12 protein-coding genes and 2 pseudogenes are annotated in these 15,482 nt (G+C 63.2%); 6 read left to right on the forward strand and 8 right to left on the reverse strand.

Annotated features, from left to right (window positions below; genetic code table 11):
• Positions 1-6: 6 nt before the first annotated feature.
• The 4 genes from Q0D31_RS18965 (at position 7) to Q0D31_RS18985 (ending at position 7,084) form a co-directional block, all read left to right on the forward strand.
• Positions 7-3,162 (forward strand): multidrug efflux RND transporter permease subunit, encoded by a 3,156-nt coding sequence (locus tag Q0D31_RS18965; RefSeq protein ID WP_291854408.1) that lies wholly within the window; start codon positions 7-9, stop codon positions 3,160-3,162.
• Between the two features lie 552 nt (positions 3,163-3,714).
• Entirely contained in the window at positions 3,715-4,827 is a 1,113-nt protein-coding gene (locus Q0D31_RS18975) for a TRAP transporter substrate-binding protein (protein WP_291854409.1), read from the forward strand.
• A 140-nt stretch (positions 4,828-4,967) separates the two neighbouring features.
• A complete protein-coding gene (locus Q0D31_RS18980) occupies positions 4,968-5,543 on the forward strand; it encodes a TRAP transporter small permease subunit (protein ID WP_291854411.1) in 576 nt (191 codons plus the stop codon).
• A gap of 5 nt (positions 5,544-5,548) precedes the next feature.
• Positions 5,549-7,084, forward strand: a complete 1,536-nt coding sequence (locus Q0D31_RS18985) for a TRAP transporter large permease subunit (RefSeq protein WP_291854413.1) — start codon at positions 5,549-5,551, stop codon at positions 7,082-7,084.
• A gap of 306 nt (positions 7,085-7,390) precedes the next feature.
• Here Q0D31_RS18985 and Q0D31_RS18990 read toward each other — a convergent pair whose 3' ends face one another.
• The 3 genes from Q0D31_RS18990 to Q0D31_RS19000 all read right to left on the reverse strand — a co-directional run bounded on the left by Q0D31_RS18990 (position 7,391) and on the right by Q0D31_RS19000 (position 8,580).
• Complete coding sequence (locus Q0D31_RS18990) at positions 7,391-7,816, reverse strand: EF-hand domain-containing protein (RefSeq protein WP_291854415.1); 426 nt, start codon at positions 7,814-7,816, stop codon at positions 7,391-7,393.
• A gap of 154 nt (positions 7,817-7,970) precedes the next feature.
• Positions 7,971-8,216, reverse strand: a complete 246-nt coding sequence (locus Q0D31_RS18995; RefSeq protein ID WP_366518532.1) for a hypothetical protein — start codon at positions 8,214-8,216, stop codon at positions 7,971-7,973.
• Between the two features lie 76 nt (positions 8,217-8,292).
• Positions 8,293-8,580, reverse strand: a complete 288-nt coding sequence (locus Q0D31_RS19000) for a hypothetical protein (RefSeq protein WP_291854417.1) — start codon at positions 8,578-8,580, stop codon at positions 8,293-8,295.
• A gap of 300 nt (positions 8,581-8,880) precedes the next feature.
• Here Q0D31_RS19000 and Q0D31_RS19005 point away from each other — a divergent pair.
• Positions 8,881-9,932, forward strand: a pseudogene (locus Q0D31_RS19005) (DMT family transporter).
• Between the two features lie 183 nt (positions 9,933-10,115).
• Positions 10,116-10,314: pseudogene (locus Q0D31_RS19010) on the forward strand (transposase); the annotation flags it as partial.
• A 192-nt stretch (positions 10,315-10,506) separates the two neighbouring features.
• On the opposite strand, the gene Q0D31_RS19015 reads toward Q0D31_RS19010, so the two are convergent.
• The 5 genes from Q0D31_RS19015 to fba form a co-directional block, all read right to left on the reverse strand.
• Positions 10,507-11,301, reverse strand: coding sequence for an inositol monophosphatase family protein (locus Q0D31_RS19015; RefSeq protein ID WP_291854419.1), 795 nt, complete (start codon positions 11,299-11,301; stop codon positions 10,507-10,509).
• Between the two features lie 84 nt (positions 11,302-11,385).
• Positions 11,386-12,534, reverse strand: a complete 1,149-nt coding sequence (locus Q0D31_RS19020; RefSeq protein ID WP_291854421.1) for a tetratricopeptide repeat protein — start codon at positions 12,532-12,534, stop codon at positions 11,386-11,388.
• A gap of 8 nt (positions 12,535-12,542) precedes the next feature.
• A complete protein-coding gene (locus Q0D31_RS19025; protein ID WP_291854422.1) occupies positions 12,543-13,223 on the reverse strand; it encodes a thiamine phosphate synthase in 681 nt (226 codons plus the stop codon).
• 2 nt (positions 13,224-13,225) lie between these two features.
• A complete protein-coding gene (locus tag Q0D31_RS19030; protein ID WP_291854424.1) occupies positions 13,226-14,266 on the reverse strand; it encodes a class I fructose-bisphosphate aldolase in 1,041 nt (346 codons plus the stop codon).
• 105 nt (positions 14,267-14,371) lie between these two features.
• Positions 14,372-15,439: a class II fructose-bisphosphate aldolase gene (fba, locus tag Q0D31_RS19035; protein WP_291854426.1), complete on the reverse strand. Its 1,068-nt coding sequence runs from the start codon at positions 15,437-15,439 to the stop codon at positions 14,372-14,374.
• Between the last annotated feature and the right edge of the window lie 43 nt (positions 15,440-15,482).

Here is a 15,482-nt window from a genome sequence, read left to right on the forward strand (position 1 = left end):
CAGGATATGCCGAGCTTCTTCATTGACAGGCCGATCTTCGCCTGGGTCGTCGCGCTTTTCATCTGCCTGATCGGCGCGATCTCGATTCCGCTGCTGGCGGTCGCGCAATATCCGATCATCGCGCCGCCCTCGATCTCGATTTCGACCAGCTATCCCGGCGCGTCGCCCGAGAACCTCTACAACAGCGTCACGCGGCTGATCGAGGAGGAACTCAACGGCGCCTCCGGCATCCTCAATTTCGAATCCACCAGCGACTCGCTCGGGCAGGTCGAAATCATCGCCAACTTCGTGCCGGGCACCGAGACCGGCGCGGCCTCGGTGGAAGTGCAGAACCGCCTCAAGCGCGTCGAGGCCCGGCTGCCACGCGCCGTCATCCAGCAGGGCATATTGGTCGAAGAAGCCTCCAGCGCCGTGCTGCAGATCATCACGTTGAACTCGACCGACGGCAGCCTCGACGAAATCGGCCTCGGCGACTTCATGATCCGCAACGTGCTCGGCGAAATCCGGCGCATTCCCGGCGTCGGCCGCGCCACGCTCTATTCGACCGAGCGCTCGCTGCGGATCTGGGTCGATCCCGCAAAGCTCGTCGGCTATCGCCTTACCGCCGACGACGTCAACAAGGCGATAACGGCCCAGAACGCGCAGGTCGCCTCCGGCAGCGTCGGCGCGGAGCCGAGCACGCCGGAACAGAAGATTTCGGCGCTGGTGCTGGTCAAGGGCCAGCTCTCTTCGCCCGATGAATTCGGCGCCATCACCCTGCGCGCCAATGCCGATGGATCGACGGTGCGGCTGCGCGACGTCGCCCGCATCGAGATCGGCGGCCTGAGCTACCAGTTCAACACGCGGCTTAACGGCAAACCGACGGCGGGCCTTTCGGTGCTGCTGTCGCCGACCGGAAACGCGCTCGCGACCGCGAGCGCGGTCGAGGCCAAGATGAAGGAGTTGTCGCGCTTCTTCCCGACCAACATCGGCTACGAAATCCCCTACAACATCACGCCCGTGGTCAAGGCTTCGATCAACAAGGTGCTGATGACGCTGGTCGAAGCCGTGGTGCTGGTCTTCGTCGTCATGTTCCTGTTCCTGCAGAACATCCGTTACACCATCATCCCGACCATCGTGGTTCCGGTGGCGCTACTGGGCACCTGCGCAACCCTGCTGCTGGCCGGCTATTCGATCAACATGCTGACCATGTTCGGCATGGTGCTGGCGGTCGGCATCCTCGTCGACGACGCCATCGTCGTGGTCGAGAACGTCGAGCGCATCATGGCGGAAGAGGGGCTGTCGCCGAAGGAAGCCACCCGCAAGGCGATGTCGCAGATCACAGGCGCCATCATCGGCATCACGCTGGTGCTGATCGCGGTGTTCGTGCCGATGGCGTTCTTCCCCGGGTCGGTCGGCATCATCTACCGCCAGTTCTCGGTTACCATGGTGTCGGCGATCGCGTTCTCCGCGCTGCTGGCGCTGTCGCTGACGCCGGCGCTGTGCGCCACGCTGTTGAAGCCCGTCGAAGCCGGCCATGGCCATGCCCGCAAGGGCGTGTTCGGCTGGTTCAACCGCCTGCTCGACTCCAGCCGCCGCGGCTACACGCGTACCGTAAAGGGATCGCTCAAGCGCACCGGGCGGCTGATGCTGATCTACGCGGCGCTGTTGATCGGGCTGGGCTGGGCCTTCATTCGACTGCCCGGCGGCTTCCTGCCGGTGGACGACCAAGGCTTCATCACCACCGACGTGCAGACCCCGTCCGACTCCTCCTACGCCCGCACCGAGGCTGCGGTCGAGAAGGTGGAAAAATATCTCAGCGAGCGCGCCGGCGTCGAGGACGTCACCTTCCTGACCGGCTTCAGCTTCCTTGGCCAGGGCGTGAATACCGCGCAGGCCTTCATTTCGCTGAAGGACTGGTCGGAGCGGGGACCGAAGGATTCCGCTGCGGCGATCGTCGCCGACATCAACCGCGACCTCGCGTTGATCCGCGACGCCAGGATCTCGGCGCTGCAGCCGCCGCCGATCGACAATCTCGGCAACTCCTCCGGCTTTTCGTTCCGCCTGCAGGATCGCGGACAGAAAGGCTATCCGGCGCTGGTCGCCGCCGCCGACCGGCTGATCGCCGAGGCCAACGCCAGTCCGGTGCTGCAGAAAGTCTATGTCGAAGGCCTGCCGGCGGCGCCGCAGGTCAATCTGATGATCGACCGCGAGAAGGCCGGCGCCTTCGGCGTCACCTTCGAGGACATCAACCAGACCATCTCGACCAATCTCGGCTCCAACTACGTCAACGATTTCCCGAACCGCGGCCGGATGCAGCGCGTGATCGTGCAGGCCGACCGCGCCAGCCGGATGAACGCCGACGACATCCTCAACTACAACGTCAGGAACAGCCGCGGCCAGTTGGTGCCGTTCTCCGCCTTTGCCACCGTCGAATGGTTGAAGGGCCCGACCCAGATCGCCGGCTTCAACTATTATCCCGCCGTGCGCATCAGCGGCGAGGCGAAGAGGGGCTTCACCTCCGGCGACGCCATCGCCGAGATGGAACGGCTCGCCAACAAATTGCCGCGCGGCTTCGGGTTCGAATGGACCGGGCAGTCGCTGCAGGAAAAGCTGTCGGGCTCGCAGGCGCCGTTCCTTCTCGGCCTCTCGGTGCTGGTGGTGTTCCTGCTGCTCGCCGCCCTCTACGAAAGCTGGACCATTCCGCTGGCGGTGCTGCTGACCGTGCCGCTCGGCATTCTCGGCGCGGTGATTGCCGCGATGCTGCGCGGCCTGCCCAACGACGTCTATTTCACCGTCGGCCTGATCACCATCATCGGCCTCGCGGCCAAGGACGCCATCCTGATCATCGAGTTTGCGAGGGACCTGCGCGCCCAGGGCAGGCCGCTGGTCGAGGCGACGGTGGAGGCCTGCTCGCTGCGCTTTCGCCCGATCCTGATGACGGGCCTCGCCTTCGTCTGCGGCGTCTTGCCGATGGCGATCGCGACCGGCGCCGGCGGCGCCAGCCAGCAGGCGCTCGGCACCAGCGTCATGGGCGGCATGATCGCGGTGGTGATCCTGGCGCTGCTGATGGTTCCGGTGTTCTTTGTCTCCGTACAGCGCGTGCTGGCGGGAGACCGGGAGCCGGTGGAGGAGGCGGCGGGAGCCGAGGTGGCCGGCCCGCCGGCGCCGGTGAAGCGATAGACGTTCTCCTGCTCCGCGACCCCGCGACGCCCAGCACGGTTCACCTCGGCCGAGGCGACTTTAACCAAAGCGCTATCGCTCGCGCCGAACCACGCTTTGGCACACGTGTATCTGGGCCTCGTGCAAATATTCACGAAACGCGTGGCTCAAGGCATCGCTCAATGCGAGCGAGCGCTGGCGCTGGATCGCAATTTGGCCGGCGCTCACGCTCTCATCGGAGACGGCTGCATAAGTCCTCGGAGAACCGGCGAAGGTCGGCGCCAGCGCCGAGTAAGATACCCGCCACCCTGCGTTTCGACCGTGATCCGGCGAAGATGAGGACCTTTTTTCGCTTGCGGCGCAAGCTGCGCAGGGGGAGTATGTTTGGAACGTACGGGGGAAAACGTACGGGGATGTGATTACAGATCACAGGGGAGGAAGCCAAACCGGCTCCAGGCCGGACAATATTATTTCACTGTTTCGCATCTTCTCGAGTCCTGCCCGCGGGAACCCTGTTCCAATCGGGCGAGACCCTGCTGGCTCAACACAAGCTCGAAGAAGGATTGTCGTACAATGAAGATCATCTCGCCCAGCAATGCGGCTCTGGCCGTTGCAGTCTCCGTCTCGCTGGCTTTCGCCGGCACGGCGCTCGCCCAGCAGCCAAGGACGCTCAAGATACAATCGGCGGTGCCCCCGTCGAGCACCACGCAGGACGCGCTCAGGTTCTTCGCCGATCGGGTCGACAAGTTGACCGGCGGCAATCTCAAGATCGAGGCGCTGCCGGGCGGCGCGGTTGTGCCGCCGTTCGAGATTCTGGATGCAGCGCACAAGAAGGTGATCGACGGTGCCTATGGCATCTCCTACTGGTGGGTCGGCAAGAGCGTCACCGCAACGCTGTTCGCAAACACCCCGGCCGGCATTGCCGGCATGGACGCGGTCGACTTCATCGGCTGGGTCTACGACGGCGGCGGCCTCGAGCTGTGGAACGAGTTCTATCAGAAGGAGCTGAAGCTCAATCTGGTCGCCATGCCGAGCATCCCGCCCAGCCCGCAGGCGCTCGGCTGGTTCAAGCGGCCGATCAAGGACCTCGCCGACTTCAAGGGTATGAAGTGCCGCCAGACCGGCATTGTCTCCCAGCTCTATGCCAAGATGGGCATGGCCGTCGTCAATATGCCGGGGGGCGAGATTCTGCCCGCCGCCGAGCGTGGCACGATCGACTGCGCGGAGTGGGTTGGTGGCGTCGAGGACCTGCGCCTCGGCCTGCACACGGTCTGGAAATATCATTACACGCCTGGCATGCACGAGAGCTCCTCGGTCGCCGAACTCGCGATCAACAAGGACGTCTGGGACAGCCTGCCGGAACAGAACAAGGAAGCTATCAAGTCGGCTTCAACGGAGACTTTCCTGCGCTGGTGGGCGACGTTCCAGAGGTTGAACGCGGACGCCATCGAGGAGTTCACGACCAAGCACGGCGTGAAGCTCATGACGACGCCGCCGGAGATCAACACAGCGTTCCTGAAAACCTGGGACGAGTTCGCGGCGGCGGAAGCCGCGAAGAACCCGTTCTTCAAGAAGGTCTACGACTCCCAGCGGGCCTATGCCTCGAAAGTGGTGCCGGCCAAGCGCTTCATGTTCCCGCCCTACAATTTGCAGGCCGACCACTATTGGCCCGCGAAAACGCAATAAGATCGCGTTGAGCGACGTTTCGGGACACTAGCATGGACGGAAGGGCGGCCTGAGCCGCCCTTCTTGTTTGGCGACACGATCGAACTTGCGCCCTCGGCCGTGACACGCAACTCTCGCAGACTACTCGGGATCCGTTTCGCATGAGCAACATCTCCCTTCCACCAACGCTGATGCCTCCAAGAAGCTATCTGGCTGTCATCCGCACCATCGACAAGTTCACGGAGTGGACAGGCCGCCTCTTCATACTGCTCATCATTCCGCTGATCTCGGCCAATGTGATCGAGGTCGTCGCCCGCTACGTCTTCAAGGACCCGACGATCTGGGCTCTCGATGTGACGACGATGTCGTACGCGGCGCTGTTCATGCTGGGGGCCGCCCTGGCATTGCTCAAGGGCGCCCACGTGCGCACCGACATGCTGTGGGAAGCATTCTCGGATCGAACCAAGGGCATGATCGACAGCATTGCCTTCATCCTGTTCTTCCTGCCGACCATGGCGGTGCTGTTCTTCATCTCGATCGACGACTTCATTTACGCGGTATCGATCAACGAGCGCTCGGCTTCCGGAGCATGGGCGCCGATCCTGTGGCCGCTGCGCGGTGTCATTCCCCTTAGCGCCTTCATGCTGTTTGTGCAGGGCATCTCCGAACTCATGAAGAGTATCTGGGCCTGGCGGACCGGGGCATTCCTGACCAGGCACGAGAAAATCGAGGTCTAAGGGCCATGAGCTATACCGAGAGCCTCGGACTGATCATGCTGATCGGCATGGTCGCGGTCATCTTCATCGGTTTCCCGATCTCCTTCACGCTGTTGTTTCTCGCCATCATCTTCGGCGGGCTGGGACTCGGCTGGGAGCAGACCTTCAATCTTGCCTACCTGCAGATCTGGGGAACGATGAAGGATGAGATCTTCCCGGCTGTGCCGCTCTTCATCTTCATGGGCTACATGACCGAGCAGTCGGGACTCATGGAGCGGTTGTTCGGGGCGCTCCGCAGCCTGCTGGCGCCGGTGCGCGGTTCGCTCTATTTGGCGGTCATCCTCACCGCGACGATCTTTGCGATGGCAACCGGCATCGTCGGCGCCGCCGTCACCGTGCTCGGCATCATGGCCGCGCCGATGATGATCAGGACGGGCTACGATGCGCGGCTGTCGGCTGGCGCCATCGCCGCCGGCGGTACGCTCGGCATCCTGATTCCACCCAGCGTGATGCTGGTGGTGATGGGCCCGACCATGGGGATACCCGTCAACCTGCTCTATTCGGCAGCGTTCGGCCCCGGCTTCCTGCTCGCGGGCAGTTACATCGCCTACACGCTGATCCGCAGCTTCATGAATCCCACGCTCGGCCCCCCCATGACGATGGATGAGCGAAAGGAAGCCTACGATGCGATGACGACGGAGAAGGTGGGCGTCGCCGTGGTCGCCCTGGGACTTCTGTGTCTCATTGTCATGACCTATCTGCTTGCAGAACTGCTGTTGAGCCAGGCGGGCGCGCCGCGCATGGCCATTGGCGCCGGCTCGATCGATATCTCGGGAATTGCCGCGGTGCCGGCGCTGCTCGTGATATTCCCCTATTTCCAGAACGCCTATTTTCGCGCCGTGGTGCTGGGCATAGCGCCGCTCAGCGCGTTGATCGGCTTTACGCTCGGGACGATCGTCGGGGGCCTCGCGACACCGACCGAAGCGGCCTCGTGCGGGGCTTTCGGTGCGACGCTGCTCGCGCTCGTCTACGGCCGACTCAATCTGAAAGCGGCGATCAACGCGGCCACCGGCACCATGGTGACCTCGGCCATGGTGCTGTTCCTGGCCGTTGCCTCGACCGTGTTCGGCGCCATCTTCACCAAGCTCGGCTCGGCAAACCTGATTACGAGCTACCTGCTCGCCGTTCCGGTGGGCGATTGGTGGAAGCTGGCGCTCATCATGGCCATCTTCTTCATTCTGGGATGGCCGTTCGAATGGCCGGTGATCATCCTGGTGTTCCTGCCGATCGTTTTGCCGGTTGTCGAGAAGCTGCAGCTCGGCCTCGGCAAGCTGGATTTGCTGATCTGGTTCGGCGCACTCACGGCCGTCAACATGCAGACGTCCTACCTCACTCCGCCGGTTGCAATGTCGGCCTACTATTTGCGCAACGTCGTGCCGCAATGGAGGCTGTCGACGATCTACAAGGGCATGGCCGACTACATGGTCATCCAGGTGATCGTGTTAGCCCTCCTGCTGCTGTACCCGCAGATCGCTCTTTGGCTGCCTCATGCGACGAGGTAGCCGATAGCCGGGATCGCGACGGCACCCCGCAACCCGTCATCAGCACCAGCACGGAGCGTCATTGAAGTCGTAAAAAAAAGCATGATCAGCCTGCAATTCAGGCTGGCGGGATGGTCAGCAAATATGTCGAACTATGGCCACTTGCTGCGCGCGCGTCCAAAATAGCGACCAACCTCGCCTTTTGAACGTACGTCCGCTTTGCGCCGACTACGGACATGCACGGAGGTCCGCTTGTCCCTCGCAATGTGGCCCCACCTCTTTTCACCCGAACCGAACGGGCGTCATTCGCTGACGGGAAAGATCATGCTACTGCGGCGAGGCCGGCCTCCCGGGCCGCCCGTGCATAAAGGCTTGCATCTCCTCCTGCGTCACCTGGCCATCCTTGTTGCTGTCCATCGCTTTGAAAATCCGCTCATGCGCCGCCTGAAATTCCTGCAATGAGATTTGGCCGTCGCCGTCGTCCATCAGAGCGAAAATCATGCGGAACATCATCGGAGGGCCCATCGTCCCTCCCGTCATCCTGCCATCCATCATCCCGCGGCCCATCATGCCGCGCCCCATCATACCTCCGCACATCGTATCCCCTTGCCTCGTCGTATCGCCGCCTCCCTGATCCATGCTATGGGATGGAGCATGCTGGTCCGGCCGGGGCTGTGCCATTGCATCGACAGCGCCATATGCCAGCGTGAGCGCGGATATCGTAATTCCCAAGACGCGAACAGCTTTCTTCATGGGAGTTTCCTCGGTTGGTCCAAAGCGGGTTGCTTCGGCTGAATACCGGTCTTCGAGCTACGTCCCTGTCATCCACAACCGCCGCTATCGACTGTTGCCGACCTTTGGCCTCAACCACTTGGGAAAGCGGTCGCGCGGCGGCGGAGCTTTCCAATCAATCCTTCTTGGGCCCGATGTGATGGGGCACTTCGGATTTGGGCCCGCCATAATAATGGTGGCTGCCGCCGGAGCTGGATTTCTTTGGCGCGGCGATTTCTTTCTTGCCGGGGTGATAGGGAACTTCGGACTTGGGCCCGCCGGAGTAGTGATAACTGCCCCCTTTGTCGGCCTGAGCCATCGCGGGAAGCGCGAAGCAAGACAAGACGCTCGCCATGGTCAACAGCTTGAGGATGCGCATCATCTGTACCTCCAATTCGCACAACCGGGCATGATGTACAGAGAGCCAGATTGGCGTTGTTCGATGCATCGTGGCCTAGCTAGGTTCGGATAGCTCTCTGCCCCGGAACGGCTGCGATCAGTTGCGGCCACAGATTGAAGAAGAACACAAAGATGATTGCAACGATCCAGCCGTAGATCATGCTCGCGACAAGGCCGTAGATAAAACTGCCGACGCTCAGCAGAGTGAAATAGGGGAAGACCGCCGACAGAAGTGCGTGGCCCTTGAGGTCCGGGAAGGCCAGCCAAAGGACTACGCACAGAACGTAGATTGTCTGGAACAACATGCAGGTGGCGAACATGGTCCGAAGATAGGGGAGCTTGGTCATGTCCGTTCTCCTTCTTCGCCTCTATAAAAGTCTCCCGCGGAAACGAACGCAGCACTTTGAGCGAGATCAATTTATTACGCACATTTCAGGGGAGCCGCCCTTCTAGCTGGTTCGCTGGTTGCGATATGCATTCGCGCCCGACGCAGGGGGGCGCTCTACCGCTGGATCTGGCTGTCCGCTTATGTCGGCCAAGGGTCTTGAAGCGACATCACGAGGGCGATTGCACTGCTGTGCGGGATGGCCCGAAGTTCTGGAATTTGTGATTTTGCATTAAGTGGCGCTGCCGCATAAGGTGCCGAGATGCAAACCGGTATTTTGCTCGCTCTGCTGTCTGCCGCATTGTTTGGCGCAAGCACCCCCTTGGCCAAAATGTTGCTAGGGAACGTCGATCCGTGGATGATGGCCGGTCTGCTTTACCTCGGCGCAGGCGTTGGCCTTGCGGTTTTCCACCTATCGCGCCGCGCTCTGCTTATTGCGGATGCAGAGGCTCCGCTTCGACGTTCCGACCTTCCTTGGCTAGCGACCATCACTATTGCAGGGGGAGTTCTCGGGCCACTCTTTCTGATGTTCGGGCTGGCCCGCACCGATGCCGCCGGAGCATCGCTGCTGCTCAATCTGGAAGGGCTCGCCACGATGGGCATTGCGTGGCTGTTCTTTCGCGAAAACGTGGACCGGCGGCTGCTACTCGGTGCATTCGCCATTCTGGCCGGAGCGGCGCTCTGTCATGGCAGGGCGGGGCTTCACTCGATTGGGGTACGATTTTGATCGCCGCTGCCTGCCTGTCGTGGGGCATCGACAACAATCTGACGCGCAAGCTTTCTTCCGCCGATCCGGTGCAGATTGCCATGCTCAAGGGATTGGTGGCCGGGACCGTCAACCTGGCGCTAGCCCTGGCACGAGGGGCGGCGCTCCCGGGTGTCGGCACGGTGCTTATGGCGGGCGTGGTGGGCTTTCTCGGCTACGGCGTGAGCCTTGCTCTGTTTGTGTTGGGCTTGCGCTATCTGGGAACGGCGCGGACGGGGGCATATTTCTCGCTGGCCCCCTTCATCGGCGCTGTGCTTTCGCTCGTGTTGCTCGACGAGCCCCTAACAATCCGACTAGGCGTTGCAGGCGGCCTGATGGCGCTAGGCCTATGGCTGCACTTTACTGAACGTCATGAACACGAACACACTCACGAGGCGACCGAACACGAGCACCGTCATCTACATGACGAGCACCATCAGCACACGCATGGGCCGGAGGCCGCGTTGGGCGAGCCTCACACTCATTGGCATAGGCATGTGCCGATTATGCATCGGCATCCGCACTATCCCGATCTTCATCACCGGCATGGGCACAAGCACGTCGGGTAACTGGTCCGAAACTTTTGATTTCCGCAACTAGATTAAAGCAGCGCGATGTCCGCTTGGGGTCGGTCGCTACACGGGCGACCCAGCGGCAAGTCCGGCCAGGTCGGCGATGCCTCCGAAAGCGGAATTCAGAGCATTTGCGGTTTCGCTGGAGGCCGGTGCGGATTGGTGAAGCCGGAGTCTCGAATCATGCGCTGCGAATTCAGCGAACATGAATGGACCTCCGTTAAGCGATGTTGCCGAACAAGCTGCGCGGCGTTCGGTGCGTAGATCACCGCCGCGTGCTCGATGCTATCGTTTGGGTTCTGCGTCAGGTGCGCCATGGCGCGACCTGCCGGCGACCTATGGTCCCCGCATGCCTTGTTACAATCGCTTCGTTCGCTGGATGATGACATTATCTCGCTGATTTGCCCGACGAGTCAAATGCCTGCTTCGGCACGCGGCGGGTGCCGGCTACCTTGCATGGGGTTGTTTTCAATATTTTGGCCGGAAGCGTCGCAGCGCCTTCGTGTCTCGCCTAAGGCTGCGTCACCCGATCGCGGATGATGACGACGCCGTAAGGGCTGGAACCGGCGCCCTACTTCCCCAGCGGCTTCAAGATCTTCACCAGTTCGGCGTGGACGAACTCGTTGCCGCAGATCACATGCCCGGTCGTCAGCGGATCGTCGCTGCCCTCGATGCCCGAGATGATGCCGCCGGCCTCGCGCACCAGGACCTGTCCGGCGGCGATGTCCCAGGGCTGCAGGTTGCGCTCCCAATAGCCGTCGAGGCGGCCGGCGGCGACAAAGGCAAGGTCGAGCGAGGCGGCGCCGAACCGGCGCAGGCCCGCGACCTTGTTCTGGATCGCGGCCATCTCGCGGCCGGACAATTCATGGTCGCCGCGGCCGATATGCGGCAGGCCGCAGGCGACCACGCATTCTTCGAGCTTGCGGCGGCCGGCGACGCGCAGCCGCTGGTCGTTGAGGAACGCGCCCTTGCCGCGCTCGGCGATGTAGAGATCGTCATTGGCGGGATTGTAGATCACGCCGGCGATGATGGTGCCCTCGCGCTGCAGCCCGATCGAGATCGCGAATTGCGGGATGCCGTGCAGGAAGTTGGTGGTGCCGTCGAGCGGATCGACGATCCAGGTGTGGCTCTTGTCGGCGCCCTCGCGATTTCCGCCTTCCTCGCCGATAAAGCCGTAGCCCGGCCGCGCCTTGGCGAGATCCTGGTACAGCATTTCCTCGGCGCGCTTGTCGGCCAGCGAAACGAAATTCGCCGGCCCCTTCATCGACACCTGCAGATGCTCGATTTCGCCAAGGTCGCGCTTGAGGCTGCGGCCGGCGCGGCGCGCGGCTTTCACCATGACGTTGATAACGGCCGAATACAGCATGATGCAAAAGCTTGTGGCGCAGGAGGAAAGCCGCCCAATGCGGTCAGGGACTGGGTGCCCTGCCGGTCCGCCGCCGTCAAGGCGTCATTTACCGGCCGGACTGGCGCTGCCGACCCATCGGCGTGCGGCGCCCTCGGCCCTGGCGCGATCATCCGGGCTGAGGGTTGCCAGCATTTCGTCGAGTTCGGGATCGCCCTTGCCGGCGGTCTTGGCGACAAGGTGCCATTTCAGACCTTCGATCCTGTCGAGCGGCACGCCCTGTCCGCTCACCAGCACGCGGGCGAGCCGGTTCTGGGCGATCGCGCTGTTCCGTCGCGCCGCCTTGCGCAACAGCGCCACCGCCGCCGCCTGGTTCTTCGGCGTGCCGGTGCCGTTATAGAGCGCGATGGCGTATTCGACCGCGGCATCGACATTGTCGGCGAGCGAAGCCGCCTGCAGGAGGCGGACCGCCTTGTCGAGATCCTTCGGCACGCCGGTCCCCTCCTTGTAGAAGGTTGCCAACGCATATTGCGCTTCCGGATTGCCGGCATCCGCTGCGACGCGCAGCAGTTCGGCGGCGCGCTTGACGTCCTGTGGCAGCGTCTGGCCGTCGAGATAGAGCAGCGCCAGATTGTAGGCCGCCTTGGGGTTGCCGAGCTTGGCCGCGGAGGCGAGCAGCTTGACGGCCTGCTCGCGATTGGTCGGGCCGCCGCGGCCGGAGAGCCGCATCATGGCCAGCGCGAACATGCCCTCGCGGTCGCCGGCATCGGCGGCGCGCTGGTACCATTCGGCCGCCTTGACGTAGTCGCGCTTGATGCCGAGCGCGTTGGCGTAGAGTTCGCCCAGCATCGTCATCGCCTTCGGGTCGCCGGTAAATTGCGCGCGCGTGCTCGCTAGATCGAACGCCGTCTTGTAAAGGCCGCGTTGATAGGCGCCATAGACCAGGTCGACATTCGGATCATCGAAAGTGGCCGGGGGCGCGGGGAAGGGGGCGGGCGTTGCCGCAGGCTTGGTCGTCGGCGCTGCCGGCTTCGGTGCCGCGGCAGGTTTGCTTGCCGCAGCCGGCGCCTTTGGCGATGCCGCCTTGGCAGGCTCCTTGGCACGTTCCTTGGGCGATTCCCTGGGCGTCTGTTTTGCTGCCGGCCGGGTCTCGGGCGGCTGCTCGGCCGGCGGCGTCAGCGAGATCTGCGCGGCCGCGTGGGCCACCGCCACCAGCAAGCCCGCGACGATCGATATGGCGCGCAGCAGCGGCATGTCCGGCGTTATCCCTGTCCGGCCCTGGCTTTTCCGAACGTCGCCGCATGCGCCTGCCGGATCGCCGCTGCGGCATCGACCAGCGCCGCCTTGGCGCCGCGCGGGTCGGCCCAGATGAAATCTCCGACCAGGACGAAATCCGCGCCGGCCGCCGCGAATTCGGCCGCTTCCTCGCGCGAGACCGCAAAGCCGACGCAAGGCGGCTCGAACAGTTCATCCCACCATTGCAGCCGCTCGGCGATCGCCTCGGCCGAAGGCCGCTGTCCGTTGGCGTCGGGCTCGCCGAACAGCACGTAGTCGGCGCCGTGCTCGCCGGCGGCCATGGAATCGTGCCGCGTGGCGAGGCCGCCGACGCCGGCGATGCGATCCGGCTTCAGCGACGGCAAGGCCTCTTCCATCGCAGCCAGACCGGTCAGATGCGCGCCATCGGCGCCGCCCCGCGCCACCAGTTCGACATGGCCGTCGAGCAGCAGCGCCGCTCCCGCCTCCTGCACCAACGGCGCCAGCGCTTTGACGCGCGAGATCATGGTGCGCTGGTCGGTCGGCTTCAGCCGCAGCAGCACCGCGGCGACGTCGGCCGCCGCCAGCAATTCCGCAAGGGATGCCGCGAGCTGCGAGGGTTCATCGACCTCGGGCGTCGCAAGATAAAGCCGCGGCGCCGGGCGCGGCGGTACAGATTTGGCGGCCAAATTCAAGCGACCTTCTTTTCCAGGCCGGCTTCCCACTCACCCTTGGTCGCCAGCGCATTCATCCGCGCACGGTGCGTGAAGGCGCGCTGGCCGGCAGCGATGTTCTCGGGTCGACCGGACCAGGCCTTCAGCGGCGCCGCCTGCAGCGCGCGGCCATAGGAGAATGTCAGCCGCCAGGGCAGGTTGCCGATCCGGTTCATCGCGTTCAGATGGGCGGTGGCGTCCTCGTCGGACTGTCCGCCGGAGAGGAAGGCGATGCCGGGAACAGCCGCGGGTACGCACGCCTTCAGCATGCGCACGGTTTTCTCGGCGACTTCATCGACGGAAGCCTGCTTCGGGCACTTCTTGCCCGAGATCGCCATGTTGGGCTTCAGCACCATTCCCTCAAGCTCGACGCGCTGAACCCGCAATTCCTGGAACGTCTTGTTCAGCACGCGCTGGGTGACGTCATAGCAGCGATCGATGTCGTGATCGCCGTCCATCAGCACTTCCGGCTCCACGATCGGCACGATCTGCGCCGCCTGGCACAGCGCCGCGTAGCGCGCCAGCGCATGCGCGTTGACGCTGATCGCGGTCATGCTCGGAATGCCCCGGCCGTCGGTGCCGGCGCCGATGTCGATCACCGCCCGCCATTTGGCGAAGCGCGCGCCGCGCTCGTAATACTTCTTCAGGCGCTCGGCGAGCCTGTCGAGGCCGACCGTGACCAGTTCGCCAGGGCATTGCGGCAAGGCTTGGGTTCCCTCATCGACCTTGATGCCGGGGATCGCGCCTGATTGCTCGATCAGCTTGACCAGCGGCGTGCCGTCCTTGGCGTTTTGCCAGATGGTCTCGTCGTAGAGGATCACGCCCGAGACATGCTTGCTCATCGCCTCGGTGGAGCGGAACAGCATTTCGCGATAGTCGCGGCGGGTCTCCTCGGTCGATTCGACCTGGATGGCGTCAAAACGCTTCTTGATCGTGCCTGAGGATTCGTCGGCGGCGAGAATGCCCTTGCCTGGGGCGACCATGGCGCGGGCTACCTTGTTGAGGTCAGCGAGATTCATGGGGACGTTCTCCGGAACACATCATGCCCTTGCGCACCAAAATAGGCGGTTATCGGGCAATTGCCTAGAAAACGTTCGTCGCACCGGGAGCTTTGCCGGCGGCTTTCAGGCGACCCTCGGATCGAGTTCACCCTTGGCGTAGCGTCTGGCCATCTCGGCCGTGGTCAGCACCTTCTTGATCCTGCTCGCCTGGCCCGCGGTGTTGAATTCCTGCAGGCGCTGCTTGCACAGCCTGGTCATGGCTTCCATCGCCGGCTTGAGATATTTGCGCGGGTCGAACTCTTCCGGATTTTCCTTCAGCACTTTCCGGATTTGTCCGGTCATCGCCATGCGGTTGTCGGTGTCGATGTTGATCTTGCGCACACCGTTCTTGATGCCGCGTTGAATCTCGGAAACCGGCACGCCCCAGGTCGGCTTCATCTTGCCGCCGTTGGCGTTGATGATCTCCTGCAATTCCTGCGGCACCGAGGAAGAGCCGTGCATCACCAGATGCGTGTTCGGCAGCTTGCGATGGATTTCCTCGATCACCTTCATGGCGAGAATGTCGCCGTCCGGTTTGCGGGTGAACTTGTAGGCGCCGTGCGAGGTGCCCATCGCGATCGCCAGCGCGTCAACCCTGGTTTCCTTGACGAACTTCACGGCCTCGTCGGGATTGGTCAGCAACTGGTCATGCGACAGCTTGCCCTCGGCGCCATGGCCGTCTTCCTTGTCGCCCATGCCGGTCTCGAGCGAGCCTAGCACGCCGAGTTCGCCTTCCACCGAAATGCCGCCGAGATGCGCCATGTCGGTGACGGTCTTGGTGACGCCGACATTGTAGTCCCAGTCACCGGGCGTCTTGCCGTCGGCTTTCAGCGAACCGTCCATCATGACCGAGGTGAAGCCGGCCTGGATCGCGGTCATGCAGGTCGCCGGCTCGTTGCCGTGGTCGAGATGCACGCAGACCGGGATCTGTGGGTGGATTTCGGTGACGGCGTCCATCATGTGCCGGAGCATGACGTCGTTGGCGTAGGAGCGCGCGCCGCGCGAGGCCTGGATGATGACGGGAGCGTCGAGAGAAGACGCCGCATCCATGATCGCAAGCGCCTGCTCCATGTTATTGATGTTGAACGCCGGCACCCCGTAATCGTGCTCCGCCGCGTGATCGAGCAGTTGACGCAACGTAATGCGAGGCATTCATTTCTCCTGTACATGCAGCGCCGCGGGCGCTTCAATGGAT

Origin of the sequence: Bradyrhizobium sp., from assembly GCF_022844465.1 — a bacterium.
In the GTDB taxonomy this organism is placed as follows: Bacteria; Pseudomonadota; Alphaproteobacteria; order Rhizobiales; family Xanthobacteraceae; genus Bradyrhizobium.

What these genes read in the sequence shown, in the direction of transcription:
- Q0D31_RS18965 (WP_291854408.1), top strand. Translation starts at nt 7, where the DNA reads ATGCCGAGCTTCTTCATTGACAGGCCGATCTTCGCCTGGGTCGTCGCG.
- Q0D31_RS18975 (WP_291854409.1), top strand. Translation starts at nt 3,715, where the DNA reads ATGAAGATCATCTCGCCCAGCAATGCGGCTCTGGCCGTTGCAGTCTCC.
- Q0D31_RS18980 (WP_291854411.1), top strand. Translation starts at nt 4,968, where the DNA reads ATGAGCAACATCTCCCTTCCACCAACGCTGATGCCTCCAAGAAGCTAT.
- Q0D31_RS18985 (WP_291854413.1), top strand. Translation starts at nt 5,549, where the DNA reads ATGAGCTATACCGAGAGCCTCGGACTGATCATGCTGATCGGCATGGTC.
- Q0D31_RS18990 (WP_291854415.1), bottom strand. Translation starts at nt 7,816, where the DNA reads ATGAAGAAAGCTGTTCGCGTCTTGGGAATTACGATATCCGCGCTCACG.
- Q0D31_RS18995 (WP_366518532.1), bottom strand. Translation starts at nt 8,216, where the DNA reads ATGATGCGCATCCTCAAGCTGTTGACCATGGCGAGCGTCTTGTCTTGC.
- Q0D31_RS19000 (WP_291854417.1), bottom strand. Translation starts at nt 8,580, where the DNA reads ATGACCAAGCTCCCCTATCTTCGGACCATGTTCGCCACCTGCATGTTG.
- Q0D31_RS19015 (WP_291854419.1), bottom strand. Translation starts at nt 11,301, where the DNA reads ATGCTGTATTCGGCCGTTATCAACGTCATGGTGAAAGCCGCGCGCCGC.
- Q0D31_RS19020 (WP_291854421.1), bottom strand. Translation starts at nt 12,534, where the DNA reads ATGCCGCTGCTGCGCGCCATATCGATCGTCGCGGGCTTGCTGGTGGCG.
- Q0D31_RS19030 (WP_291854424.1), bottom strand. Translation starts at nt 14,266, where the DNA reads ATGAATCTCGCTGACCTCAACAAGGTAGCCCGCGCCATGGTCGCCCCA.
- fba (WP_291854426.1), bottom strand. Translation starts at nt 15,439, where the DNA reads ATGCCTCGCATTACGTTGCGTCAACTGCTCGATCACGCGGCGGAGCAC.